Below are 25,087 nucleotides of genomic sequence, written 5' to 3'. Positions count from 1 at the left end.
ACGCTGTATTTTGGCGTGATCCGCACTTGTTGTCGGAGCCGTGCTTGTGAAGACTGGAAGCTCTCCTTGCCGTGTTATTGCAGAGCCTTGATGAACAGCACACCCACCGCCTCTTACAACAACCTGGAAAAGACCCTGAAGGGTTTACGTGCTGTGGTGCCAAGTGGGCAACTGCACGAGGCGCTCATACGTCATGGTCTCAATAGTATTCCGACGCGCGCTCGCGTACCGCTGACGAGCCTGAATGCACTATTAGAAGAGCTGGCACAACGAACCCAAGACCCTCTGTTACTGATTAACGCTTTCAGCCAACTCGATTACAGCCCCGCCCTGCTGCGCAAAAGTTACCTGGCGAGCGCTGCGACGTTGCGCGATGCCATTGCGTTGACCAGCCGCTATTGCCGAGTTGATACCGAGGTGGTGCAACTGCAGCTGAGCGTACGACAGGGACGCGCATGCGTCATTTTGCGGGGCAACCCAGCAGCGCCCAGCCGGATGCACCTTGATGCCATGCTCTATGGCGTCATGCGTACCCTGGTATCCCTGGGGTTGCGCGGGGAGCCGCAGCTGGTGCTACCAGCCGGGAGCAGTGCTGAGTTGCAACGTAGTCTTGCCAAGGCCTTCTGCGCGCCCGTCGTGTGCGAGGGCGATGACCACAGCATCTGCTTTCCTGCAATAGAGCTTGCGCGGGTGCTCAATTGGTCCGGCGATGCGATCGACAAAGCGGCGCAACGCGAGCGGCAACTGATTCGCTTGCGGGCGGGCGAGCATAACTGGAGCGGTTCAGTCGCTACGCTGTTGCGTATTGGGCTGCGTCGCGGAGAAACCAGCCTGGCGGGGTGCGCACATTGGCTTGCCGTTAGCGGACGGACCTTGCAGCGCAGACTGCAAGCAGAGAACAGCGAATTTACCGACCTAGTTGATCATTGCCGCAGACAATTGAGCGAGCAGTACTTGCAGGCAGGTTACAGCAACGACAGCATCGCGCTGCTGCTCGGCTATCGTCAGAGCGCACAGTACTTTCGCAGTTTCCGCCGTTGGCACGGTATGTCGCCCGCCGTCTATGCGCGCAACCATCAGATAACCAACACCCACAATACCGTGACCTGCGCGACCGATAACGTCAGGCATGGTAGCTACCCAAAACGAGAAAAAAATCATGCGTAAACGCCTCATTCTGCCCTTTGCCCTGCTGCTGCCTGCTCTCGCGCAGGCGCAAGCTGCCTCACTGCAAGAGCGTGCCATCGTTGCCGCTGAAAACGTGAGCGACAAGGCAGTCGAGTGGCGCCACGATATTCATCAACACCCCGAATTGGGCAACCAGGAAAGACGCACCGCAGCGCTGGTTGCAGCACATCTCAAGGCGCTGGGTATGGAAGTGCAGACCGATGTGGGCACCACCGGCGTGGTCGCCCTGCTCATCGGCGGCAAGCCTGGGCCGGTAATAGCGCTGCGCGCTGACATGGATGCGCTGCCGGTCAAGGAAGCTACCGCCCTACCCTACGCATCGCAGGTCAAGCAGCTTTATCAGGGTCAAGAATTCGATGTAATGCACGCCTGCGGCCATGACGCCCACGTGGCAATATTGATGGCCACCGCCGAAGCACTCGCGGCCATCAGGGAGGATCTGCCCGGAAGCGTCAAATTCATCTTTCAGCCTGCCGAAGAAGGCCCCAGCGATTACGTCTATGACGGCGAACGACACTTTGGCGCCAAGCAGCTGGTTGAAGCGGGCGTGCTGGAGAACCCCAAAGTGGCCGCCGTATTTGGCCTGCACGTCAGCTCCGCGCTGCCTACCGGTTTGATTGCCTACCGCAGCGGTCCCACCATGGCCAGTGCTGGAGATCTGCATATTACGGTCAAGGGTAAACAGACCCACGGCGCCCAACCTTGGGATGGCGTTGACCCTATTCTGGCGAGTGCTCAGATCGTGACTGCGCTGCAGTCGGTCGTCAGCCGGCAAACCAACATCATGCAGGCGCCGGCAGTAGTCAGTATTGGTACCATCAACGGCGGCACGCGCCACAACATCATCCCTGACGAAGTCACCATGAGCGGCACCGTACGCACCTTCAGCGATGAGGTGCAGCAGGCGGTGAACCAACGGATAACAACAACTGCCGAGAACGTGGCAGCGGCATCCGGCGCCACAGCAGAGGTAACCATTGTGCAGAACTACGCCACCACGGTTAACGACCCGGCGCTTACAGCTCAGATGTTGCCCACCTTGCAGCGCGCATCCTGGAAGGTGGTTGAAACGCCGCTGGTAACCGGATCAGAAGACTTCTCGTTTTATGCGCGAGAGGTACCGGGGATGTTTTTCTTCCTGGGCGTGACCCCCATAGACAAGATGGGCTCTGCGGCGCCAAACCATGCGCCCGCTTTTAGCATTGATGACCAAGCGCTGGTGACTGGCATCAAGGCCATGACCACCTTGACCACTGACTACCTGGAACAGGCCGAAAGCGCCGCCAAGTGATGAGAAAATAAGGTGAAAGCCGTGCAAAAGTTGTGCGGCCATGATTAATCGTGTGGCTGGCTGCGATATTGCCCTGCAATCATCGCGTCGGCCAACTATCATAGGCAACAGGTGCTTTTGCCGAGATAACTATGATAAGTCGTCACACAGATGTCTTTTAACCGCCGCGAGTCGCCCTTCAATCTAAGGCGCGCTATTTTTACGCAAAAGAACACACTGGCCTGGTTTGTTCTGGCGATAGCGCTACTTACGACGCTACTGGCATGGCAATACCTGCGGCAACGCGAGGTAGTGCTGGCGGAGCGTCAGTTTGAGCTGCTCGCCACTGATATGGCAGCAGCCATTCACAAGCGCATGGTCGACCACGAGCAGATTCTGCTTGGTGCGGCTGGCCTGATCGATGCCAGCGAGCAGGTGACCCGCCAGGAGTGGAAAAAACAAATCGAGCGCTTGCGCCTGAGTGAACATTATCCCGGCATCATGGGGGTCGGCTTTGCTGCTGCTATTGCGCCCGACGAGCTGGCAGCGTTTGAATCGCAGGTTCGCGCAGAGGGCTTCCCCGCTTTTCGCGTACACCCCGAGGGCGAGCGCCCATTCTATACATCCATTCTCTTCCTTGAACCCTTTGCCGGCCGCAACCTGGCAGCCTTCGGCTACGACATGTACTCCGAGAGCACCCGCCGTCAGGCAATGCAAAACGCCATCCAGAGCGGCGAGACCCGTGTGACCGGCGCCGTGAAGCTGCTCCAGGAAACCCACGGCAAGGTACAGACGGGCATCCTCATGTATGTGCCTGTGTACGCCAGTGATATGCCGTTGGGCAACGCGTCGCAGCGCCAGGCAGCGCTCAGGGGCTTTGTTTACAGCCCCTACCGCATGGGCGACCTGCTTCACGGCATTCTTGGCAACGCCAACCCGCGCATCGGTTATGAGTTGCGCGACGTAACCGATACCGCCGCTCCGGCTTTGCTGTTTGAGACTGAGCAGCCAACTGACACCGCCCTCCCGCTTTTCAGCCGACAGGTGTCTTTGCCGTTATACGGCCGTGACTGGCAGCTGTCGTTCAGCAGCACACCAGCCTTTGATCAAAGCATACCGTCCCACGCGCTGGTGCTGATTGCTGGCGTGGGCATTTCGGCGATGTTGTTCATGCTGGCATCGCTGCTGAATTTGCGGCGCGATCAGGCCGAAGCGCTCGCTGCGCGTATGACCGAAAAGATGCGCGCCAGCAACGACGCCCTGAGGCTAAGTGAAGAGCGGCAAAGGCTGGTACTCAAGGGCAGCAATGATGGTTGGTGGGATGTCGACATAGAGCAGTGGCGCTTCGTCGCCTCTGCCCGCGCCTGGGAAATGCTCGGCTACCCGCAACACCGGGGCTTTCAATCGTTGCACCGCTGGCAGGCAGTCATAGCGCCCTCTGCGCGGCACAGCTTGTTGACGCAATTGCACGACGCCATTGCCTCGGACACGATGTCGTTTGCCTGTGAAACCCGCTTCCTGCACAAGAATGGCAGCGAGGTTTGTTTACTGCTGCGTGGCGCGCTGCAACGCGACGATACCGGTAAGGCACTACGCGCGAGCGGCACCATGCTCGACTTGACCGAGCAAAAGCAGGTTGAGGCGATGAAGAGCGAGTTTGTCTCGACGGTCAGCCATGAGTTACGCACTCCCTTGACGTCGATTTCCGGCGCATTGAGCATCGTTAATAGTGGGTCACTTGGCGCGGTACCCGAGCCAATGCAGAAAATGCTGGAGATTGCGCACACCAACAGCCTGCGTCTGAACCACCTGATCAACGACCTGCTGGATATGGAAAAGCTGGCTGCCGGTAAAATGACATTCGATATCCGCGTGCAACGCATCGACGCGCTGGTGACTGATGCGATCACCGCGAACCAGGCTTATGCCGACAAGCACCAAGTGACGCTGCAATGGGTACCAAGTGACGAGTATTGGGCCAACGTGGATGCCATACGTCTGCAACAGGTGCTCAGCAACTTTCTGTCCAATGCGATCAAGTTTTCGCCGCCTGGGGGCGTTGTCAGTGTCACGCTGGCAGAGATGGCTAGCCGGCTGCGTATCAGCGTGGCGGATCAGGGCGATGGTATTCCGGCCTCCTTTCAACCCCTGATTTTCAGCAAGTTCGCCCAGGCTGACAGCGCCGATAACCGCCAGAAGCCCGGCACCGGCCTGGGTTTGGCGATCAGTCGAGATTTAATGGAAAAAATGGACGGCGCGGTGGGCTTTCACTCAGAGCCAGGCAAGGGCGCGACGTTCTGGCTGGAGCTCCCCCTGGCCGCCACTGATGTTCAGGAAGACACTGACGAACAGGCCGAGCATGCCAAGCGAGTGCTGGTGCTGGATGACGATGAAACCTATGCCCAATTCATGGGCCTTATGCTGCGCCGTGCTGGGTACAGTCCCACCATTACCCACAGCGTGCGTGAAGCGCGCCTGGTTCTGTCTGATAATCCGCCAGATGCCCTGGTAACCGACCTGCGCCTGCCGGACGGCCACGGCCTGAGCCTGATCAGAGAGCTGCGGCTACAGGGCGCTACGCGAGACCTGCCGGTACTGGTGGTTTCCGCCTACTGCGACGAAGGGCAGCGCCTGCTGGATGGGCAGGTGCAGGGTGTGGCATGGCTGGACAAGCCGGTAGAAGAGTTCAAGGTGCTGCCAGTACTGGCAGACCTGATCAAGCGCGCCAAGGCGCAATAGAGTCCTGTCGAACTCTGAGAGACACCTGAAGCCATCTAAACAGCGCCACAAAGGGCGCCGTTTACATGCAGTTTATTTACTTAGAGTGCAGCCAGCGCAGCGTCATAATTCGGCTCATTGCCAATTTCGCTGACCAGTTCGCTATGCAGTACCTTATCGTCCTCGTCCAGAACCACTACCGCACGGGCAGTCAAGCCGGCCAGCGGACCGTTCTCGATATCAACGCCATAGTTACGGATGAATTCGCTGCCGCGCATGGTCGACAGGTTGACCACGCTGTCCAACCCTTCGGCGCCGCAGAAGCGTGCCTGAGCAAAGGGCAGATCCGCAGAAATACACAGTACAACGGTGTTTTCCAGCGCGCTGGCCTTGGCGTTGAACGTGCGAACAGAAGTAGCGCAGGTGGGGGTATCTACGCTTGGGAAAATATTGAGAATCTTGCGCTTGCCGGTCAGACTGGCGAGGCTGACGTCGGAGAGGTCCTTGGCTACCAGGCTGAAAGCCGGCGCCTTGTCACCTTTGGCCGGAAATTGACCGCCAATGGAAATCGGGTTACCGCGCATTGTGACGCTAGACATGATGACTCCTTGTATGTGCCTTTGGCACAGGATGGTGATGTCGCTCTGGGCGAACCGACGGCGCGTAATGCACCGCCGCAATAATGAGCAGTGAGTAGTTCAGAAGTCGATACGATAGAAGAAATCCAGCGAACTGGCAAAGCCGCTGATGGCCTCCAGATATAAACGCTTGGTCAGGTCATACCTCAGCGCCAACTGGTTGGCGGGCTCGAACACCCCGACCCCATAACGCACACTGAGCTTGTCGGTAATGCTGCCACTGGCGACGACCTGGGTATCGGTGCCAGTGCCCTCCGACTCAACAGCAAAATCGTCCAATCCAAGGGTATCACCGATCTTCCGAGTCACCGGCGCGGACCCCGCCAGGCCAAGCGCCAGCGCCGCCTGGCCCACCAGATTGCTGTCGCCTTCCTGACTTAGAGGCCGGCCCAACACCAGATAGGACATAGCCTCCTGCTGTGACATGCCGGGCTCGGAGAATATTTCCGAGGTTGGTCTGGTGGCGTTCCCGGTCAGGCGCAAACCGGCGATCACATCGTCCACCTCTCGAATCGCCTCGACATTCATGTAAGGCTGACTGATAGGGCCGGAAAACAACAGGATGGCGCGGCGCAGTTTCAGCTCTTGCCCCAGCCGCTTGATCCGACCATCGAGAATGCGCAGGTCGCCATTGGCGGTCATGTTTTCCTGCACCGCCAACTGCCCCTTCAGTCGTCCGGTCAAGCCGAAAGCCGATAGCTTCAATTGATCACCGATCACCAGTTGGACCCGTGCGGTGATCGCCAATGCTGACTCCTCTTCCTTGACTTCCTGTCCGACGATCACGGTATCGGGTGAGACTCTCACTGCCTGTGCCGGCAGCTCTCTGACCTGGATGTTGCCCTCGGGTATGGCAATTTTTCCGGAGACGTGCAGGGCGTTGTTACGCAGGCCAATGTCCAGTTCCGGGCTTACCAGCAGATCAGCGTAAGGCTCAACTGTCACCGGCAGAGCATCGCCGGTCAGTGCCAAATCAACATCCAGAGGCGCCCAGCCGACAACGCCACTCAGCCGCCCGGTACCGCGCTCGCCGCTGGTCCAGTTGCCGTCGATGCGCGCGCTCTTCCCCTGCACGAGAATGTCTGCACTGAGCGTCTCAAGACTGATCGGCAGCGCCGGACCACTAACGTGCCCGTCACTCAAGTGCAGCTCGCCGTCAACAATAGGCTCACGCAGTACACCGCTGAGGTTGCCCTGCCCGTTCACCTCTCCTTCCAGGCGCTGCACCTGGGCAATGAAGGGGCGCAAAAAATCCAGCTTGAAGCCGGAAATCCGGTAGGTACCACTGACACTTTGCTTGCCCCCTGGCTCTTGCACGGTGGCAAGCACATCCAGGCGACCGAGGCTCTCACTGCTCAGGCGAAGCGCTGCATCAGCCGTGCGTTGCTGCAGTAAAGTCGTAAATTCCAGCAGCTGGTAAGGGAAGTCGAGCGTTTGCTCCTCTTCCGAGACGCGAATCACGCCGTCTTCACTGGCGATTCGTACGTCTGCGGTAGGCGCCTTGCCCACCGCCTGATTGAACGTCAACTTGGCGTTCAGCTGCGCCTGCCATTCGATGTCATCCGGCATCCACGGCTTGAGCGCAGCAAGGTCGAATTCATCCAAGGTGATATCCACCTTACGCTCGGGCATAAGCGTCTGCTGGCCGTTGAAGCACAGCCGGGCGCTGTCGTGCTGCCAGCAGTGCTCACTCAACTGCAGCCGCCTGGTCGCTAGTTGGTATTGCAGATCCGCTGCATTCTGAAGTTGCCAGTCAAACGTCTCATAGGCCAGTTCGCTCTGGGTCAGGCGACCCTGCCAGCGGGTGTCATCCAGATTGCCACGCAACTGCAGGCTGGCCCTGGCCGGCCCACCAGACAGTTCTACCGCCAAACTGTGATTGGCTCGATCGCCTTGCACGCTCGCGGTGAGGTCACCCAGTTCATTGTCCCCGCTGCGCAGTCCGGCAGCCTTGATGGCGAGGTCGCCCGGCAGGGTGTCCGTGAGCCTGACACGCCCGTCCAGGCTAAGACTCTCAGCCTGATTTTCGGCATAGGCCAGCTTTTCGCCAGACAGTGTCAGGCTAAGCCCCGGTTCCTGCGCGGTGCCACTGAAGTCGGCGCGTCCGGTCAGCACACCACGCAAGTCAGGCCAGAGCGTTGCCAGTTGCCTCAACTCAACACTCAGGTAGCCTTTTACCTGCGGGCCCCACTGCCCTTGTCCGCTGATACGATTCTCGCCCTGCCTTATGAGCAGATCACTCACTTGCCAAGCGTCGGCTGCCTTGTTCAGCTTGCCCGCTACGCTCAGCGGCTGCTGCCGTAGCGTGCCATCCACATCCCATTGGGCCTGCAATTGGAGTAGGTCCTGCGCCAGCGAGCCTTGGCTGGTCAGATCACCATTGAGCTTACCGGGCAGCTCGGCAACAAAAATGCCCGGGTTCAGTTCATGCAGCTGGAAGCGGCCGTCCCAGGTGATGTCAGGCGTTAATGTGAGATCCACCTGACCATTCAGATTGCCGGCCTCGGTACTGAGCTTGAGCGGTGCGATGCTAAGCGCCTGCTGATCACCCTGCGCGCGCATTTCTACGTTGATGGTTTGCCCGGCAACACCGCTCAGTTGCGCACTTAGATCGCTGTCGATCTGCTCGCCGCGCAAGCTGGCCTGCAGCTCGAGCTGCTGCAAGACGACTTCGCCCAGATCCTGTGGATACAGCCAGTACCAAGGGAAGGCTTGTTCAAGGTTTGCCTGAGCGTCGGCGCTAAGCAGGTCTGCCCAGTTGGCCTCCGCGTTCAACTCCAGCTTACGCTCTGGTTGCTCGCTCACGTACAGCAGCAGCTGGGCGTCGCTGACGCCAGTAACGCGGGCCAATGCACTGAGTTGCATCTGCACCTTGCCGCCTTGCCCGGGCAGACTGGAGCCGCCTGAGAGCTGGAAGCCGTCGTCCAGGTTGCCTTGCGCATCCAACGTCAGATTGCTCAACGTCAGGCTGGCCGGCAGGCTGTTCAGCGCCAAAAACGACTCGCCGCGCCAGTGGATGGAGGCTGGCAACTTGGGGTCCAGCGCCGCCACCTCACCTTCCAGCTTACCTGTCAGGTAACCACTGCTCTGCAGCTGCAGGGTAAGCTGTTGTTTCAGCTCTCCGCCAACAGCAAGATCAAGGTGCCAATCACGTCCATCTACCGACGGCATATTGACCCGGCCACTCAGCGTCAGAGGCCAATCCTGCTGCAGCTGCAAGTCGCCTTGCAGCTGCCAGTCAAGATCAGGGCCGACGCCAGAAAAACGCGTGATGGTAAGCCGGTCACCATCGGCGTCCGCGCGCAGCACCAAATCACTGAGTAGAGCGTTTTCACCATCAAGGGATATACGGTCGATACGTACATCACCCAATTCAATACCCAGTGGCAGCTGCAGATCCGGCAGCGTGAAGGGTTCACTTGGCTCAGACTGCTCAACTGGCTGCGACACCACGGTAATGCTCTGGCTGTGCAAGCGATCGATACACAGCCTCATACCGAAGAGGCAAGACGGTGACCAGGCAAAGTCGAGCTGCTCTATCTGCAACTCCAGCGCGGTGTCTTGCCAGCCAATGTGCGCAAACTGCCAGCCTTGCCACAGGTCGCCACTGACATACTCCAGTTGCAGGCGTGGCTCAAGTGCCTCAGCTTTCGCAAACAGCCACTCATTGACTGTTTCGCTGGCCAGCAGCAGTAACAGCAACAGGGGCAGCACGAGCAGTACCAGCACTGTGCGGAAGAGAATTTTCACTGCCAGACGCATCAGAGATCGGGCCCCATGGAAAAGTGGATGCGAAAGCCTTCATCCGGGTCGGACAGTGAGCGAGCCACATCTACCCGCAGCGGCCCGATAGGCGAAACCCAGCGGATGCCCAAACCAACACTGGTTTTCAGCGGGTCGGTTGGCGAGTCCACCGCGTTGCCGTAGTCAACGAAGGTGGCAGCGCGCCAGCGGTCAATGAATTCGTACTGGTATTCGGCAGTACTGGTCATCAAGTAACGTCCACCGACGTTTTCACCCGTGCTGTCGACAGGCGATAGCGTCTGGTAGGCGTACCCGCGAATACTCTGATCGCCGCCAGCGAAGAAGCGTAGTGATGGCGGGATATTACTGAAGTCATTGGTAGCCAGCGCCCCCAATTGCAAGCGCCCCAGCAGGCGGTGCCGATCAAACAGCGTGTACAAGCCCTTCGCCTGCCCCATCACCCGTGCGAAATCCACTGTAGAGATGAGTCCCTTCTTCGCGCCCTGCACGTCAAACAGCAAGCTGTAGCCCTTGGCCGGATCAATACCGCCTGAGGTTTTGGTGCGCTGCATGCCCAGGCTCGGAATCAACAAGGTACTGGTGCCCGAATCGTCGCCCAGCGAGAAAATTTCATTCTGCACGCGCAGCCCCAGCGTACGCTCCCAACCACTGTCCAAGCGCTTGCGTAGCTCCGCACCCGCAGCAAGGCTGCGGGTTTCAACGTCGTCAATGTTTTCGTGTTGCCACCCCAGAAAGTAGCGCAAACTGCTGGTCAAAGGTGGGTCTAACGGAATCTGATAAAAAGCGCTGATTTCCTGGCGCGGCGTTGAGAGTTCGGCACTGGCGCCACGGCTGTGGCCCTGCGGGTTGAGCCAATGTTGATCCCAGGTCGCCTTGGCGCGCACGCCCACGTCGGTAGAGAAGCCTCCACCAAAACCCAACGAGTGAGGGTCCCGCTCGCTCAGGGTAACCTCAACCGGTATCACATCACCCACGGCCTTCTCAGCCGGCGCAATGACCTGCACGCCATTGAAATACCCGCTGGACAGCAGGTCCTGATTGAACTGCCCGATCAACTCAGCATCGTAGGGAACGCCCGGTTCAAAGGGAATGAAGCGATCAAGCAGGTCTTCACTGAACAGGGTTTGCGAGTAGGTCACCTCGCCCAATTTGTAACGCTGCCCAGTGAGATACTGAATATCGATATCGGCCTGGTTGGCGTCCGGATTAACGCGCAGTTGGTGCTGCAGGTACTGCCCGGAAAAGTAACCGTATTGCAGCGCACGGTTGCTTATCTGGGTCTTGATGTTTTCGTAATCACCATGATTGAGGCGCTTGCCGGGCGCCAGGGCCTCGGGCAGCGTCAGTGCAAAGGCGTCGGTACCTCGGCCTTCTCCCTGGATATCAATGCTGATTTCATTTAGCCGTACCGGTGCGCCCAGATCGACCTTGATAATCAGCGTGGGATCGTCTTCAGTGCCAGAAAAATGCAGGTAGTTGCGGGTGTGGTAATAGCCCAGCGCTTGCGCTGCCAGGGTGGCCTGCTCGTCAGCGTGATCGAACAGGCGGCGCAACTCGTTTCGGCTGCCGGCTTCGACCGGGCCAATGTAGGCTTCGATGTTTTCCTTAACCGCACGCTTTGCCGGCTCCACCTGCACCTCGAGGTCAGCCCAGGCGGCGGGTGTGAGCAAAAGCAGCGCTAGCGGTGGAGTGAATCGAACCATGGGTCGTTCCTGAACTTTGCAGCCGAGCAATGCTAACATGCTGGCGGTGTCTAACTGGGGCTTTGTGCCTGATTTTATTGTAATCTTTCATCTCGCTATCGACGGCTGGCAACCGGCGCCAGTTCACGCATTCAGGAAATAGTCATGAAATTAGTCTCCTTCAACATCAATGGCCTGCGCGCCCGCCCGCACCAACTGAGCGAACTGGTCACGCGCCACGCGCCAGAGGTGATCGGCCTGCAGGAAACCAAGGTGGACGACCCTCAGTTCCCCCTCGAGATGGTGCAGGAGCTTGGCTACCACGTGTTTTTCCATGGCCAGAAGGGCCACTATGGCGTTGCTTTGCTCTGCCGCACTGAGCCGCTATGGGTGCGCAAAGGCCTGCCCCAGGACAACGACGACGCTCAGCGCCGCATGATCAGTGCTGCGATCCCCTGTGCCGACGGCGAGCCGTTGATTGTGTTCAACGGCTACTTCCCGCAAGGCGAAAGCCGCGACCACCCGATCAAGTTTCCCGCCAAGGAAAAGTTCTACGCTGACCTGCAAGACCACCTGGAGCAGGACTTCACTGCTGACCAGCGCATTGTCATCATGGGCGACGTGAACATTTCCGATACCGATGCCGACGTCGGTATTGGCGCCGATAACGCCAAGCGCTGGCTGCGTACCGGAAAGTGCAGCTTCCTGCCGGAGGAGCGCGCCTGGATGCAACGCCTGAAAGATTGGGGCATGGTCGACACCTTCCGCCACCTCAATCCAGAGGTAAACGACCGCTTCAGCTGGTTCGACTACCGCAGCCGCGGCTTTGAAGACAACCCCAAGCGTGGCCTGCGTATCGACATGGTCATGGCCAGTCGCGGCCTGGTCGACCGCTGTCTTGAAAGCGATATCGATTACGACATCCGCGGCATGGAAAAGCCCTCCGATCACGCGCCCATCTGGAGCCGATTCGACCTCTGAGGCACAAGCGCCGCATGTAAAAAAACGCCCGACCAGCTTGGCTGACGGGCGTTTTTACTGCGACCTGAAACTCAGGCCATTTCCGGCTCGGGCACTTCAATCTCCAGCTCACCGTCACGCAGCGTGATGTGCACCGTACCACCCTGCTCTGCAAGTTCACCAAACAGGATCTGTTCCGCCAACGGACGCTTGATCTTGTCCTGAATCAAGCGCGCCATGGGGCGGGCTCCCATCAGCGGATCATAGCCATGCTCGGCCAGCCAATTGCGCGCACTTTCGTCGACTTCCAGCAGAACGTGTTTGTCTTCCAGCTGAGCCTGCAGTTCGGTGAGAAACTTGTCGACCACGAACTTGATGCTCTCGTGGGTCAAGCGACCAAACTGGATGATCGCGTCCAGACGGTTGCGGAACTCGGGGGTGAACGACTTCTTGATCACCTCCATGCCATCGCTGCTGTGGTCCTGATGAGTGAAACCAATGGACGCGCGCGTCATGGTCTCGGCGCCGGCATTGGTCGTCAGCACGATAATCACGTTGCGGAAATCCGCCTTGCGTCCGTTGTTATCTGTCAGCGTGCCGTGATCCATTACCTGCAGCAGCAGGTTGAACACCTCCGGGTGCGCCTTCTCAATCTCGTCCAGCAGCAGCACGCAGTGCGGGTTTTTGGTGACAGCCTCAGTCAAAAGACCACCCTGATCGAAGCCGACGTAGCCCGGAGGCGCGCCGATCAGCCGAGAGACTGTGTGCCGCTCCATGTACTCCGACATATCAAAGCGCAGCAGCTCCACACCCAGGCTCTTGGCCAACTGGCGTGTTACCTCGGTTTTGCCAACGCCGGTGGGGCCGGAAAACAGGAAGGAGCCCACGGGCTTATCGGCTGACTTCAGGCCCGCACGGGACAGTTTGATCGCGGTAGACAAGGCATCAATCGCCGTATCCTGACCGAAGACAACCAGCTTGAGGTCGCGCTCCAGGTTCTTCAGCAATTCCTTGTCGCTGGACGATACGTGCTTAGGCGGGATGCGCGCGATCTTGGCGACAATTGCTTCAACTTCCGCCACGTCGATGAAGTCCGGACGATTTTCCGGCAGCTGGAGCCGCTGATAGGCACCGGCCTCATCAATCACGTCGATAGCTTTGTCGGGCATGTGGCGATCGTTGATATAACGGTCTGCCAACTCGGCCGCCGCTTTCAGAGCCTCGTCGGTGTAGCGAATGCTGTGGTGATCTTCAAAGCGGCTTTTCAGACCCTTGAGGATCTGGATGGTATCGGCGACCGAAGGCTCAACCACATCGACCTTCTGGAAACGTCGCGCCAGGGCACGGTCTTTCTCGAAGATGCCGCGAAACTCCTGAAATGTCGTCGAGCCGATGCAGCGAATCTCGCCGGACGAAAGCAGCGGCTTGAGCAGGTTGGAGGCGTCCATCACCCCGCCAGAGGCCGCACCCGCACCAATGATGGTGTGAATTTCATCAATGAACAGGATCGCATGCGGACGCTTACGCAATGCCTTGAGCAGCGCCTTGAAGCGCTTCTCGAAATCGCCGCGGTATTTGGTTCCCGCTAGCAGAGCGCCCAAATCCAATGAGTACACCACGGCTTCAGACAGAATGTCGGGTACTTCGCCATCCACAATGCGCTTGGCCAGGCCTTCAGCGATAGCGGTTTTGCCTACCCCAGCTTCACCTACCAGCAATGGGTTGTTCTTGCGCCGGCGCATCAGAATCTGCGCGACGCGTTCAACTTCCGACGCACGTCCGACCAGTGGGTCGATACGCCCCTTGCGGGCCTGCTCGTTCAAATTGCTGGCGTAGGACTCCAGTGGGTTGCTGGCGGTAGCGCCTTCGCCCCCCTCGTCGTCCATCGCTTCCTGATCGTCGCTCAACGGCTCCTCGCCACTCTGCACCTTGGAGATGCCGTGGGAGATAAAATTGACAATGTCGATGCGGGCAATTTGCTGCTGCTTGAGAAAGAACACAGCCTGACTTTCCTGCTCGCTGAAGATGGCGACCAGTACATTGGCACCGCTGACCTCGCCTTTACCGGAACTTTGCACGTGAAAAACGGCGCGTTGCAATACGCGCTGAAAACCTAGCGTTGGCTGAGTTTCACGCTCGTGATCCTGTTTCGGGATCAAGGGGGTGGTGGAGTCGATAAACTCGGTCAGCTCGCGGCGTAGCCGGTCCATATCGGCTCCGCAGGCGTTCAACACATCAACCGCGGCCTGGTTATCCAGCAAGGCCAGCAGCAGGTGTTCTACGGTCATGAATTCGTGGCGTTTGTTGCGCGCTTCCTTGAACGCCAGGTTCAGGGTGATCTCGAGATCTCTGTTGAGCATGTTGCCACCTCATCTCACGCGATAAAAATCGCTTTGTTACGCTTCCCGCTCAATCTGACACATCAACGGGTGCTGGCATTCCTTCGCATAGTCGTTCACTTCTGCCGCCTTGGTTTCCGCGATATCCCGGGTGTAGATACCGCACACCGCCCTACCCTCAGTATGCACCTTCAGCATGATCTGCGTAGCACTTTCGCGGTTATGCGAGAAAAAACGTTCAAGCACCTCGACGACAAAATCCATCGGCGTGTAGTCATCGTTCAGCATGACCACCTTGTAGCGCGATGGCGGCTTCAGTTCCGGCTTGCTGGTCTCGACCGCAAGGCCGTGATCATCCTCGTGCTCCGGCGCGCCTGGCCCCTGATTTAAGGTTAGTTGAAAATCTGTCATTGAAAACATCTGTCGTTTGGCTGGTTGCATTGGTAACTCGGCCGCTCATCGTAAAAGTGAGTACTGGTACACAGGTTGTCAGAGGCTGGCTTGACTTACCTCGATTAGCTGTTAAAAAGTGTAAGTGTGCTTGACTGATCAGTCACCATTTAGGTTTCCCACCGACTTTCGGTCAGCAACAGCCGATGCACATTCACATGACGTGACAAGTTATCAGAGGGATGCAGTATGGAGAACGGTAAGGTCAAATGGTTCAACAACGCTAAAGGTTACGGTTTTATTGTAGCTGACGGTCGGGAAGAAGACCTTTTTGCGCACTATTCGGCCATCCAGATGGACGGATACAAGACGCTGAAGGCCGGACAACCGGTACAATTTGACATCATCCAGGGCCCAAAGGGATTGCATGCAATCAATATTCAGTCTCCGGCTGAACAAGCTAACAAGAAACAACTGGAAAATGAAGGCGTTTCAGCCCAAGCCGCTGTGCACCATTAACGCCCTTACTTGTTTCCAGTGCAAAAAACAAAGCCGGCGTACGCCGGCTTTGTTGTTACTGCCCTGACGCAGACCTGAAACTCAGGCCCACCTCGGTCTTACATGGATGCGATCAGGTCGTCACCAAACTCAGAGCACTTGCGCAGCTGTGCGCCGTCCATCAGTCGCTCGAAGTCATAGGTCACTGTCTTGTTGGCGATGGCGCCTTCAGTGCCCTTGATGATCAGGTCAGCCGCTTCAACCCAACCCATATGGCGCAGCATCATTTCTGCAGAAAGGATCAGTGAGCCGGGGTTGACCTTGTCCTGGCCAGCATATTTGGGCGCAGTACCGTGGGTCGCTTCAAACATGGCAACCGAGTCGGACAGGTTGGCACCCGGTGCAATACCAATGCCGCCCACTTCTGCAGCCAGAGCGTCAGACAGGTAGTCGCCGTTCAAGTTGAGGGTGGCGATCACATCGTACTCGGCCGGACGCAGCAGAATCTGCTGCAGCATGGCGTCAGCAATCACGTCCTTGACGACAATATTCTTGCCAGTCTTGGGGTTCTTGAACTGCATCCACGGGCCGCCGTCCAGCAGCTCTGCACCGAACTCGTCACGTGCAATCTCGTAGCCCCACTCTTTGAAGGCACCTTCGGTGAACTTCATGATGTTGCCTTTGTGCACGATGGTGACGGAGTCACGGTCGTTGTCGACTGCGTACTGCAGCGCCTTGCGTGCCAGACGCTTGGTGCCTTCCTCGGAAACCGGCTTGATGCCGATACCGCACATGTCGGTGAAACGGATCTTGGTAGCGCCCATTTCTTCGGTGAGGAACTTGATGACTTTCTCGGCTTCGGGAGTACCGGCCTTGAATTCAACGCCAGCGTAGATGTCTTCCGAGTTCTCGCGGAAGATGATCATGTCTACGTCGCCAGGCTTCTTGACCGGGCTAGGTACACCGGTAAACCAGCGAACCGGGCGCTGACATACATACAGATCCAGCTCCTGACGCAGTGCTACGTTCAGCGAGCGAATGCCACCACCAACCGGCGTGGTCAGCGGGCCTTTGATAGATACAACATAGTCCTTGACCGCTTCGAGCGTTTCTTTCGGCAGCCAGGTGTCCTGATCGTAAACCTGAGTGGCTTTCTCGCCCGCATAGACTTCCATCCAGGATATCTTGCGCTCACCGCCGTAGGCCTTTTCGACGGCAGCGTCGACAACCTTGATCATGACGGGGGAAATATCGACGCCGATTCCATCACCTTCAATGTAAGGGATGATCGGATTGTTAGGCACATTCAGGGAAAGGTCGGCGTTTACGGAAATTTTGTCGCCGCTAGCCGGCACCTGGATCTTTTGGTATCCCATTTTTGACTCCGTGTATGTTGTCGTTGTCACTAGCAACCTGCAGGCGGGTAACCCGCAGGCTCTGAATAAGAATACGGATTTTGAGCTGCGATATTGTTGTAGTTTTCCTACATAATGTCACGCACTTTTTACTTAGACTTAGGCATAATACCGTTCCAGCTCGCGCGAGAAGAGACTCTTAGCGTTAAGCCAAGGCTTTTTTGTAGTAACACTACAAGAGGCACTACAAGCCTTCGACTATCAGAATCCTAGTCGCTTTTCCTGTCAATGCTAGTCTTGCCTTTATGCAGCTTCGTGATAGTTCACCCTACCGTCGCTTTGCGCTACCCTATGCCACCTGTCGAGGGTACTCCATGCGCTTTACTCCCCATCTCACCGTTGCCTGCATTGTCGAAAGACAGGGCCGCTTTCTGATTGTGGAAGAGGAACGGGACGGTAAACGAGTACTAAATCAGCCCGCCGGCCATCTTGAGGCAGGCGAAACGCTGCTGCAGGCTGCCGTCCGTGAAACCCGAGAGGAAACCGGCTGGCGCGTAGAACTAATCGCGGTAACCGGACTTTACCTGTTTACTGCTGCCAATGGCGTCACCTATCAGCGCGCTTGCTTCAGTGCCCGGCCGCTCGATCACGACGCTCAGCAACCGCTTGACGACGGCATAGTAAGAGCACGCTGGATGACGCTTGAAGAGCTACAACAGGCGCAGCAACACCTGCGCAGCCATCTGGTACTTGACTGCATCCTGGACTACCTGAACAAACCGCATTACTCATTGGACCTGATTCGTTGACATGAACACTTACACAGACAAAGCCCCCGAACACACCCGCGTCATTGTCGGCATGTCGGGTGGCGTGGACTCCTCAGTTTCCGCCGCATTGCTGCTGGAACAGGGTTATCAAGTCGAGGGCCTGTTCATGAAGAACTGGGACGAAGACGACGGCACAGAGTACTGCACTGCCATGGACGATCTTGCCGACGCGCAGGCCGTCAGTGACAAACTCGGCATCAAACTGCACACAGCGAACTTCGCCGCCGAGTACTGGGACAACGTGTTCGAACATTTTCTCGAAGAGTACCAGGCCGGCCGGACCCCCAACCCGGACATCCTGTGCAACCGCGAAATCAAGTTCAAGGCCTTCCTGGACTACGCACTGGCACTGGGCGCGGACCTGATTGCCACCGGCCATTACGTGCGCCGCGGCGAGCGCGACGGCCAGACCGTGCTACTGCGCGGCGTTGATGGCAACAAGGACCAGAGCTACTTTCTGCACGCGGTCGGCGCCGCACAGATAGCCCGCACGCTGTTTCCTGTTGGCGAGCTTGAAAAGCCAGAAGTAAGGCGCATCGCCGAGAAATACGAGCTGGCGACCGCGCGCAAAAAGGATTCCACCGGCATCTGTTTTATTGGCGAGCGCCGCTTCAGTGACTTTTTGAAGCAGTATCTGCCTGCCCAGCCTGGCGACATTCAGACCACCGAGGGCAAAGTGATAGGCCGCCACCATGGACTGATGTACCACACCATGGGCCAGCGTCAGGGGCTTGGCATCGGCGGCATGCCGGGCGCCGGCGATGAGCCCTGGTATGTACTGCAAAAAGACCTGATCAATAATGTATTGGTGGTCGGCCAGGGTAACGACCACCCCTGGCTATTTTCTCGCGCCCTGAGCTGCTCCAGCATTTACTGGGTGAATACGCAGCCAGCACTGAGTGAGCCGTTGCCGCTGACGGCCAAGGTGCGCTACCGGCAACCGGACCAGACCTGCACCCTGGAAGCGACCTCGCACGGTTATCGGCTGGTCTTCGATGAGCCGCAACGCGCCGTCACCCCCGGCCAATCGGTGGTGCTTTACCAGGGCGACGTCTGCCTTGGCGGTGGTGTCATCGAAACCGCAGAACCCGCCTATGCTGAGCGTGTTGCATGAGCGGCCTGCGTGATCAGGCCATCGCCCTGGGCGCGATATTCGAGGCTGCTATACAAGTCGACAAACTCGCACGCAGTGGCTCTGCAGCTGAAGGTCCCGCCGCCTGCCTGGCCAATAGCATACTGATAACCTCGCCCGACGATGTTATTAGCGTGTACGGCGGCAGTACGCACCAGATTCGCGCCGGGCTGCAAGCGCTGGAAGCCATGCTCGAACGCGATACCGCAGCACTACAGCGCGATGCCCTGCGCTATGTGATGAACCTGCTGACGCTGGAGCGACAGTTAGCCAAGCGTAGCGACATGCTGCAAGTGCTGGCTCAGCGTATTGGCCAGACCGCCCAGCAGGTCGAGCATTTCGGCATTCTGCACGATAACGTGATGGCCTCACTCGGCGCGACTTACCAGGACACGCTCAGCACCCTGCGCCTGCGCATTCAGGTGCAGGGCGACATGCGTCACCTGCAACAGCCCGATATCGCCAATCGCATTCGCGCGCTGCTGCTCGCCGGCATCCGTGGCGCCACGCTGTGGCGGCAGGTCGGCGGCCATCGCTGGCAGTTGTTGTTTCAGCGCAAGAAACTACTGGACGCGACCAAGGCATTACTACGTGGTTGAGCTGGTTCGCCAGGATAACCCGCGCCACGGCGCTCTGCTGCTGGCACTGTCCGCCTTGCTGTTTGCCGTAATGGGGGTACTGATCCGTGAGGTTTCCTCGGGGGTCAATAACGAAACCGTCGTGTTTTTTCGTAATCTTGTAGGCGTGTTCTTTTTTCTTCCGGTAATGCTGATCAAGGGTTTTGCGCCCTTTCGCACCCGGCGTCTGACCAGCCACTTTTTGCGAACCTTCTATGGCCTTGGCGCCATGTACTGCTTCTTTTACGCCATTGCGCACCTGCCATTGGCCGACGCCATGGTCTTCACCTATGCAGCACCAGTGTTTACCCCCCTGCTCGCTTGGTGGTGGCTGCGCGAGAGCCTTACTCCGCGCATCGTCGGCATGGTGCTGATTGGCTTTGTCGGAGTGTTGCTGGTAGCCAAGCCCAGCGGTGCGCTGTTCGAACCCAAGGCCTTCGCCGGCGTGGCGGCCAGCTTATTGGCCGCAGCGGCCTTCGTCTCGATACGCGCCATGAGCAACAGCGAGCCAGCCAGTCGTATCGTCTTCTACTTTGCGACCTTCTCTACGCTGCTATCTGCTATACCCATGCTTTGGGCGCGGCAGACACTCAATCAGCACCAGCTACTACTGCTGTTCGCCATTGGCTTGGTGGCGACGACCAGTCAACTGGTCATGTCGAAAGCCTACGCGTTGGCGCCACCGGGCAAGATAGGCCCGCTTAGCTACCTGGCGATTGTCTTTTCCGGCGCCTTTGCCTGGTATCTTTGGGGCGAGGTGCCGGGTTGGTCATCCTGGCTTGGCGCCGCGCTGATTTTTGTAGCGAGCCTGCTAAGCATCACCTTGCCAGCCGCGCGGGCCAAAACCACGTGAATTGGTGTATGATTTGCGCCTTTTCCGCCAGCTTTCCTTGACGAGAACTCTTTTATGCAACTCTCCTCTCTGACCGCCGTATCTCCGGTTGACGGCCGTTACGGCAGCAAAACCGCCAGCCTGCGCCCGATCTTCAGCGAATATGGCTTGATCCGCTTCCGTGTTCAGGTTGAAGTACGCTGGCTCCAGTGCCTGGCTGCGCACCCCGGCCTGCCGGAAATCGGACCCTTCTCGGCCGAAGCCAACCGGTTGCTTGATACCCTGGCGGAACAATTTGAGCAGGTACACGCCGAACGCATCAAAGAGTTTGAGCGCACCACCAATCACGACGTAAAAGCAGTGGAATACCTGCTCAAGGAGCAGGCCAAGCAGCTACCCGAGCTGGAAAAGGTCAGCGAGTTTATCCATTTCGCCTGCACCTCTGAGGACATCAACAACCTGTCCCACGCGCTGATGCTGCGTGCCGGACGTGACGAGGTGTTGCTGCCGCTGATGCGTCAGATTGCAAGCGACATCCGCGCGCTCGCCGTGGAGCATGCCGCCGTCCCCATGCTGTCGCGCACCCACGGCCAACCCGCCTCCCCCACTACCCTGGGCAAGGAGCTGGCCAACGTGGTCTATCGCCTTGAGCGACAGGTCAAACAGATAGAAAGCATTCCGCTGCTGGGCAAGATCAACGGTGCTGTCGGTAACTACAACGCGCACCTGTCGGCCTATCCGGATGTCGACTGGGAGGCCAACGCCAAGCAGTTCATCGAAGGCACGCTGGGGCTCGACTTCAACCCCTACACCACCCAGATTGAGCCGCACGACTATATCGCCGAGTTGTTCGACGCCGTGGCACGCTTCAACACTATCCTGATCGACTTTGACCGCGATATCTGGGGCTACATCTCACTTGGTTACTTCAAGCAGAAGACCGTTGCTGGCGAAATTGGCTCGTCAACCATGCCGCACAAGGTCAACCCGATCGACTTCGAGAACTCCGAAGGTAACTTGGGTATTGCCAACGCCATCATGCAGCATCTCGCAAGCAAGCTGCCGATCTCCCGCTGGCAGCGTGACCTGACCGACTCCACCGTACTGCGTAATCTGGGCGTTGGTTTTGCCCACAGCGTCATCGCCTACGAATCCTCTCTCAAAGGCATCGGCAAGCTTGAGCTCAACGCCAAGCGTATCGCCGAAGACCTGGATAACTGCTGGGAAGTGCTGGCCGAGCCGATTCAGACCGTGATGCGCCGCTTTGGGGTGGAAAACGCCTACGAGAAACTCAAGGACCTGACCCGCGGCAAAGGCATCACGCCTGAGGCGCTGCTGGAGTTCGTCGAGACACTGGAAATTCCGGACGCCGCCAAGCAGGAGCTCAGAACACTGACGCCAGCCAACTATATCGGCAGTGCCGTAGCGCAAGCCAAACGCATCTAACTGCCCGCGAATCAGCTAGTCTCTACTGACTGATCTGCCTTTGTATCGAATCACAACGCCCGGGTCTTCCGGGCGTTTGCTATTGGGGATGACCAATCTAATGAAATCCGAATTTGACGCGCTGCTGGGTGATGTAGGGGTTGAGGTGTTTTTGCGCGATTACTGGCAGCGCAAGCCGCTACTGATACGCCAGGCCATACCTGGCTATACCAGCCCGATCGAGCCAAACGAGCTGGCGGGCCTGTCGTTGGAGGAAGAGGTCGAATCACGCATTATCCTCAAGAACGGCACGCATCCCTGGCAGCTGCTTAACGGCCCTTTCGGCGATGATGACTACAAAACGCTGCCAGAGCGCGACTGGACCCTGTTAGTGCAGGCCGTCGACCAGTTTGTGCCTGAAGTAGCCGAGTTACTGCAACGCTTCCACTTTCTGCCCAGTTGGCGCCTGGACGACGTGATGATCAGCTACGCTACCCCAGGCGGCGGCGTAGGCCCGCACTTCGACAACTACGACGTGTTTTTGCTGCAAGCCGAAGGTAAGCGCCGCTGGCGGGTCGGCCAACATTGCAACATCGATAGCCCACTACAGAGCAACCCAGACCTGCGCATCCTGCGGGACTTCGAATGCCAAGATGAATGGGTGCTAGAGCCCGGCGACATGCTTTACATCCCCCCGGGCGTGGCTCATGACGGTATCGCCGAAACCGATTGCCTGACGTTTTCCATCGGTTTTCGTGCCCCCAGCCATCAGGAACTACTGGTGCACTTCACCGACTATCTGGCCCACCAGCTCACCGACGATGCGCGTTACAGTGATGCAGGTCGCAAACAGCCGCAAGACCCAGCGGCCATTGATCAGGAAACCATCGACCACTTGCAACAAAGCATTCTCCAACTGGTCGAAGACAAGGAAGCGTTAGCTACCTGGTTTGGGCGACACATGACCGAGGCTCGCTACCCCGATCTGGCACAAAGTTATATTGACGAGGAAGCCGATCTGCTGGACGGCTTGAACGCGGGATATGCACTGCTGCACAACCCCAGCATACGCCTGGCTTATCGGGTCGCGGCTGGTGGCCAGGTACAGCTGTTTGCCAGCGGCGAACATTGCTCCGTGCCGGAGGCTTTGCTGCCGCTGGTGCAACTCATTTGCAACCAGCGTTATCTGAGCCCTGAAACTCTTGAGCCGTGGCACCAGGAGCCTGAAGCCATAGAGTTACTAGAACAACTATTTGCCAAGGGATATCTCCTGTTGGAGAGGGACGATGAATGAAATACATATCACCACGGTCGACTGGGTAGACGGCAAGCTCGTTCGAGACATTCGCCAGCAGGTGTTCATCGATGAGCAACAGGTGCCGGAAGACCTTGAATGGGACGCTGAAGATGACCACGCGACCCATTTTCTGCTGTTTTACCAACAGCAACCCGTGGCAACCGCGCGACTGCTGCACGATGGTCACATTGGGCGCGTAGCGGTATTGCCCAACTTCCGCGGCAAGGGGCTTGGCGCGAAAATCATGCAGCAGGTCATTGCTTATGCCCAAGCCAACGGCATGCGTGACCTTCATCTGTCCGCGCAAACCCATGCCACCGATTTTTATCGCAAGCTCGGATTCAGCATTACCTCAGGCGAATACCTCGATGCTGGTATTGCGCATCAGGACATGGGTTGGCAAGCGAGTGATCACCCCACCCCACAGCTACCGGACATCGAGTTCGACTCGCCCGGCCGCTTTACGGTTCATAATCCCGACCTCTCCCGCCAGCCAGCAGCAGAGCGAGTCCCTACAACAGAGGGGCTTATGGCGGTGACGGATGCAAACGCCCTGCCGCTGGTTGCGACCCTGGTTGATCAGTGTCGCCGCAGGCTGCGTATCTACTCGCCTGAACAAGCGCGCTGGCTTTTCAATCGTCTCGACTTCATCGCTGCCTGCGAACGGCTGATTGCTCGCGAGCCCTTGGCGCGCATCCAGATACTGCTGCAAAGTGTAGACAAGGACTTCATGCAGGGCCGCACCCTGCTGAGCCTGGCCCACCGCTTCCCCAGCCTGTGCGAGATTCGTTGCCAACATCCTGATCTGCCCAAGCAAAAGTACGTGCAACTGATGACGGACGCTCAAGGCATCTTTATGCAACCCGATTGTCGAGTACGACAGGCTTTCACCCGTGAGTACTCGCCCGATCAGGTCAAGCGCTGGACAGACTCGTTCGAGGAACTCTGGGGTACCAGCCAGACAGACCCTGCCATACGGAGATTTCTGCTATGACATTTCGTCCACTCATCAAGCTGCTCAGCTGGATGTGCCTCTCCTTCGCTGTGCTCTACGCCCACGCGACGCCCACCACGGAAGTGGTTCCGCTGGGTTACAACATGGCAGAGGACGTCATCCCTGCTCTGCAACCCATGCTGCGCTCGGACGAACGCGTTTCGGCCTATGGCAACCAGCTGTTGATTCGGGCAGAACCTGCCCGCATAGTCGAAATAAAGGCGCTCCTCACTCAAATTGACAAGGAGCCTTCACGGCTGCTGATCAGCGTGTCCGATAGCGGCAGCAGCAGCGGTGTACAGCAAGGCTATCGAGTTGACGGGCGCATTGATGCGGGGCCGGCCGATATCGTTGTGGGGGATCCGCGCAACGGGAACCAAGCGCGCATTATCAACCGTCAGACTCGCTCGGCCAACGACGGAGTCCGGCAGATAACCGCGAATGAAGGCTACCCGGTGCTAATCCAGAGCGGTCAAAGCGTCCCCTTGACCACGCGCACCACCGACGCTTACGGCCGTGTGGTCCAGCAGACCCAGTACCAAGATGTGACCCAAGGGTTTTATGCCACCGTTCGGCTGAACGGCGACATGGCCACCATCACCCTCAGTGCCAACAACAACCGCCTGAACCGTAATCATCAGGACGTAATCGACGTGCAGCGCACTGACACCGTAGTGACCGCGCGTCTAGGGCAATGGGTTACGGTAGGTGGGCTGAGCGATTCTGGCTCTGGTAACAACGCCGATATAGGCCGCCGCATCTCGACGCAGAGCAACTCCAGCGGCACCGTGCGATTGATGGTGGAGCGCCTTAACTAGGGTGTTTTACCCAGGCCAAACCTTATGTAGTGAATTAAAAAAAACACTACACCTGATTGACTTATACGACCCGAAGTCTCATCATTGCGTCGCTCCCGCTAGCCAGAGGCCTCAAGAAGGTCTCCGCGTCGACGCCAAAACCAACGGCCCGACACGTGTCTTTACTGCTCACAAAGCTGTTTGACGAGGTGGCGACTGGAACGAAAGTTGTCCTGAGGGACGGGGAAGCGATTTAACGTAGACAATCAGTGGTAGCAGCCAAATCCTGCCGTGACGGCGACGTCATGCCAAGGCCTTCAGCCGCTTATCGCGCTTGTCACCCCTCCTCCTTGGCATTTC

19 protein-coding genes are annotated in these 25,087 nt (G+C 58.0%); 13 read left to right on the top strand and 6 right to left on the bottom strand.

What is annotated here, in order from left to right; all coding sequences use genetic code 11:
- Positions 1-90: 90 nt before the first annotated feature.
- The 3 genes from V7747_RS11260 (at position 91) to V7747_RS11250 (ending at position 5,197) form a co-directional block, all read left to right on the top strand.
- Positions 91-1,167, top strand: a complete 1,077-nt coding sequence (locus tag V7747_RS11260; RefSeq protein WP_335616131.1) for an AraC family transcriptional regulator — start codon at positions 91-93, stop codon at positions 1,165-1,167.
- A complete protein-coding gene (locus V7747_RS11255; RefSeq protein ID WP_335616130.1) occupies positions 1,160-2,479 on the top strand; it encodes an amidohydrolase in 1,320 nt (439 codons plus the stop codon). The genes V7747_RS11260 and V7747_RS11255 overlap by 8 nt, the downstream gene beginning before the upstream one ends.
- 150 nt (positions 2,480-2,629) lie before the next feature.
- A complete protein-coding gene (locus tag V7747_RS11250) occupies positions 2,630-5,197 on the top strand; it encodes a hybrid sensor histidine kinase/response regulator (protein WP_335616129.1) in 2,568 nt (855 codons plus the stop codon).
- An 80-nt stretch (positions 5,198-5,277) separates the two neighbouring features.
- Here the strand turns inward: V7747_RS11250 and tpx are convergent, their stop codons facing one another.
- From tpx to V7747_RS11235, 3 genes are all read right to left on the bottom strand, one after another.
- The gene (tpx, locus tag V7747_RS11245; RefSeq protein ID WP_335616128.1) at positions 5,278-5,775 is read right to left on the bottom strand and encodes a thiol peroxidase; all 498 of its coding nucleotides are present in this window, start codon (positions 5,773-5,775) and stop codon (positions 5,278-5,280) included.
- Between the two features lie 99 nt (positions 5,776-5,874).
- Entirely contained in the window at positions 5,875-9,564 is a 3,690-nt protein-coding gene (locus tag V7747_RS11240; protein WP_335616127.1) for a translocation/assembly module TamB domain-containing protein, read from the bottom strand.
- Positions 9,565-9,575: 11 nt separating this feature from the next.
- The gene (locus tag V7747_RS11235) at positions 9,576-11,282 is read right to left on the bottom strand and encodes an autotransporter assembly complex protein TamA (RefSeq protein ID WP_335616126.1); all 1,707 of its coding nucleotides are present in this window, start codon (positions 11,280-11,282) and stop codon (positions 9,576-9,578) included.
- 144 nt (positions 11,283-11,426) lie between these two features.
- Between V7747_RS11235 and xthA the strand changes: the two genes are divergently transcribed.
- Positions 11,427-12,242 carry an exodeoxyribonuclease III gene (gene xthA / locus V7747_RS11230; RefSeq protein ID WP_335616125.1) on the top strand — a complete coding sequence of 272 codons (816 nt, stop codon included), beginning with the start codon at positions 11,427-11,429 and terminating at the stop codon, positions 12,240-12,242.
- A gap of 71 nt (positions 12,243-12,313) precedes the next feature.
- Here the strand turns inward: xthA and clpA are convergent, their stop codons facing one another.
- Both clpA and clpS read right to left on the bottom strand, forming a co-directional pair.
- Complete coding sequence (gene clpA, locus V7747_RS11225; RefSeq protein WP_335616124.1) at positions 12,314-14,581, bottom strand: ATP-dependent Clp protease ATP-binding subunit ClpA; 2,268 nt, start codon at positions 14,579-14,581, stop codon at positions 12,314-12,316.
- 36 nt (positions 14,582-14,617) lie between these two features.
- The gene (clpS, locus tag V7747_RS11220) at positions 14,618-14,980 is read right to left on the bottom strand and encodes an ATP-dependent Clp protease adapter ClpS (protein WP_335616305.1); all 363 of its coding nucleotides are present in this window, start codon (positions 14,978-14,980) and stop codon (positions 14,618-14,620) included.
- Between the two features lie 219 nt (positions 14,981-15,199).
- Here clpS and cspD point away from each other — a divergent pair, with 219 nt between their 5' ends.
- Complete coding sequence (cspD, locus tag V7747_RS11215; RefSeq protein WP_442909241.1) at positions 15,200-15,469, top strand: cold shock domain-containing protein CspD; 270 nt, start codon at positions 15,200-15,202, stop codon at positions 15,467-15,469.
- A 98-nt stretch (positions 15,470-15,567) separates the two neighbouring features.
- Here the strand turns inward: cspD and icd are convergent, their stop codons facing one another.
- A complete protein-coding gene (gene icd, locus V7747_RS11210) occupies positions 15,568-16,824 on the bottom strand; it encodes an NADP-dependent isocitrate dehydrogenase (RefSeq protein ID WP_335616123.1) in 1,257 nt (418 codons plus the stop codon).
- Positions 16,825-17,177: 353 nt separating this feature from the next.
- On the opposite strand from icd, the gene V7747_RS11205 reads away from it, so the two are divergent.
- From V7747_RS11205 to V7747_RS11170, 8 genes are all read left to right on the top strand, one after another.
- A complete protein-coding gene (locus tag V7747_RS11205) occupies positions 17,178-17,612 on the top strand; it encodes an NUDIX hydrolase (protein WP_335616304.1) in 435 nt (144 codons plus the stop codon).
- 1 nt (position 17,613) lies between these two features.
- Positions 17,614-18,747 carry a tRNA 2-thiouridine(34) synthase MnmA gene (mnmA, locus tag V7747_RS11200; protein WP_335616122.1) on the top strand — a complete coding sequence of 378 codons (1,134 nt, stop codon included), beginning with the start codon at positions 17,614-17,616 and terminating at the stop codon, positions 18,745-18,747.
- Positions 18,744-19,364 (top strand): high frequency lysogenization protein HflD, encoded by a 621-nt coding sequence (gene hflD, locus V7747_RS11195; protein WP_335616121.1) that lies wholly within the window; start codon positions 18,744-18,746, stop codon positions 19,362-19,364. Before mnmA ends, hflD begins: the two co-directional genes overlap by 4 nt.
- Positions 19,357-20,235, top strand: a complete 879-nt coding sequence (locus V7747_RS11190; RefSeq protein WP_335616120.1) for a DMT family transporter — start codon at positions 19,357-19,359, stop codon at positions 20,233-20,235. Before hflD ends, V7747_RS11190 begins: the two co-directional genes overlap by 8 nt.
- Before the next feature lie 54 nt (positions 20,236-20,289).
- Positions 20,290-21,660, top strand: coding sequence for an adenylosuccinate lyase (gene purB / locus V7747_RS11185; RefSeq protein WP_335616119.1), 1,371 nt, complete (start codon positions 20,290-20,292; stop codon positions 21,658-21,660).
- Positions 21,661-21,760: 100 nt separating this feature from the next.
- Positions 21,761-22,933 (top strand): cupin domain-containing protein, encoded by a 1,173-nt coding sequence (locus tag V7747_RS11180; protein WP_335616118.1) that lies wholly within the window; start codon positions 21,761-21,763, stop codon positions 22,931-22,933.
- Positions 22,926-23,930, top strand: a complete 1,005-nt coding sequence (locus V7747_RS11175) for a GNAT family N-acetyltransferase (protein WP_335616117.1) — start codon at positions 22,926-22,928, stop codon at positions 23,928-23,930. The genes V7747_RS11180 and V7747_RS11175 overlap by 8 nt, the downstream gene beginning before the upstream one ends.
- Entirely contained in the window at positions 23,927-24,748 is an 822-nt protein-coding gene (locus V7747_RS11170) for a secretin N-terminal domain-containing protein (protein ID WP_335616116.1), read from the top strand. The genes V7747_RS11175 and V7747_RS11170 overlap by 4 nt, the downstream gene beginning before the upstream one ends.
- The last annotated feature ends 339 nt before the right edge of the window (positions 24,749-25,087 follow it).

It is taken from the genome of Halopseudomonas sp. (assembly GCF_036960865.1).
GTDB lineage: Bacteria > Pseudomonadota > Gammaproteobacteria > Pseudomonadales > Pseudomonadaceae > Halopseudomonas.
This window is presented reverse-complemented; position numbering and strand designations above follow the sequence as displayed.

Bases quoted from the DNA above. Each gene is read 5' to 3' on its own strand.
- mnmA (WP_335616122.1), top strand. From the start codon at position 17,614: ATGAACACTTACACAGACAAAGCCCCCGAACACACCCGCGTCATTGTC.
- V7747_RS11250 (WP_335616129.1), top strand. From the start codon at position 2,630: ATGTCTTTTAACCGCCGCGAGTCGCCCTTCAATCTAAGGCGCGCTATT.
- cspD (WP_442909241.1), top strand. From the start codon at position 15,200: ATGGAGAACGGTAAGGTCAAATGGTTCAACAACGCTAAAGGTTACGGT.
- tpx (WP_335616128.1), bottom strand. From the start codon at position 5,775: ATGTCTAGCGTCACAATGCGCGGTAACCCGATTTCCATTGGCGGTCAA.
- V7747_RS11205 (WP_335616304.1), top strand. From the start codon at position 17,178: ATGCGCTTTACTCCCCATCTCACCGTTGCCTGCATTGTCGAAAGACAG.
- icd (WP_335616123.1), bottom strand. From the start codon at position 16,824: ATGGGATACCAAAAGATCCAGGTGCCGGCTAGCGGCGACAAAATTTCC.
- xthA (WP_335616125.1), top strand. From the start codon at position 11,427: ATGAAATTAGTCTCCTTCAACATCAATGGCCTGCGCGCCCGCCCGCAC.
- V7747_RS11260 (WP_335616131.1), top strand. From the start codon at position 91: ATGAACAGCACACCCACCGCCTCTTACAACAACCTGGAAAAGACCCTG.
- hflD (WP_335616121.1), top strand. From the start codon at position 18,744: ATGAGCGGCCTGCGTGATCAGGCCATCGCCCTGGGCGCGATATTCGAG.
- purB (WP_335616119.1), top strand. From the start codon at position 20,290: ATGCAACTCTCCTCTCTGACCGCCGTATCTCCGGTTGACGGCCGTTAC.
- V7747_RS11170 (WP_335616116.1), top strand. From the start codon at position 23,927: ATGACATTTCGTCCACTCATCAAGCTGCTCAGCTGGATGTGCCTCTCC.
- V7747_RS11175 (WP_335616117.1), top strand. From the start codon at position 22,926: ATGAATGAAATACATATCACCACGGTCGACTGGGTAGACGGCAAGCTC.
- V7747_RS11255 (WP_335616130.1), top strand. From the start codon at position 1,160: ATGCGTAAACGCCTCATTCTGCCCTTTGCCCTGCTGCTGCCTGCTCTC.
- clpA (WP_335616124.1), bottom strand. From the start codon at position 14,581: ATGCTCAACAGAGATCTCGAGATCACCCTGAACCTGGCGTTCAAGGAA.
- V7747_RS11180 (WP_335616118.1), top strand. From the start codon at position 21,761: ATGAAATCCGAATTTGACGCGCTGCTGGGTGATGTAGGGGTTGAGGTG.
- V7747_RS11235 (WP_335616126.1), bottom strand. From the start codon at position 11,282: ATGGTTCGATTCACTCCACCGCTAGCGCTGCTTTTGCTCACACCCGCC.
- clpS (WP_335616305.1), bottom strand. From the start codon at position 14,980: ATGTTTTCAATGACAGATTTTCAACTAACCTTAAATCAGGGGCCAGGC.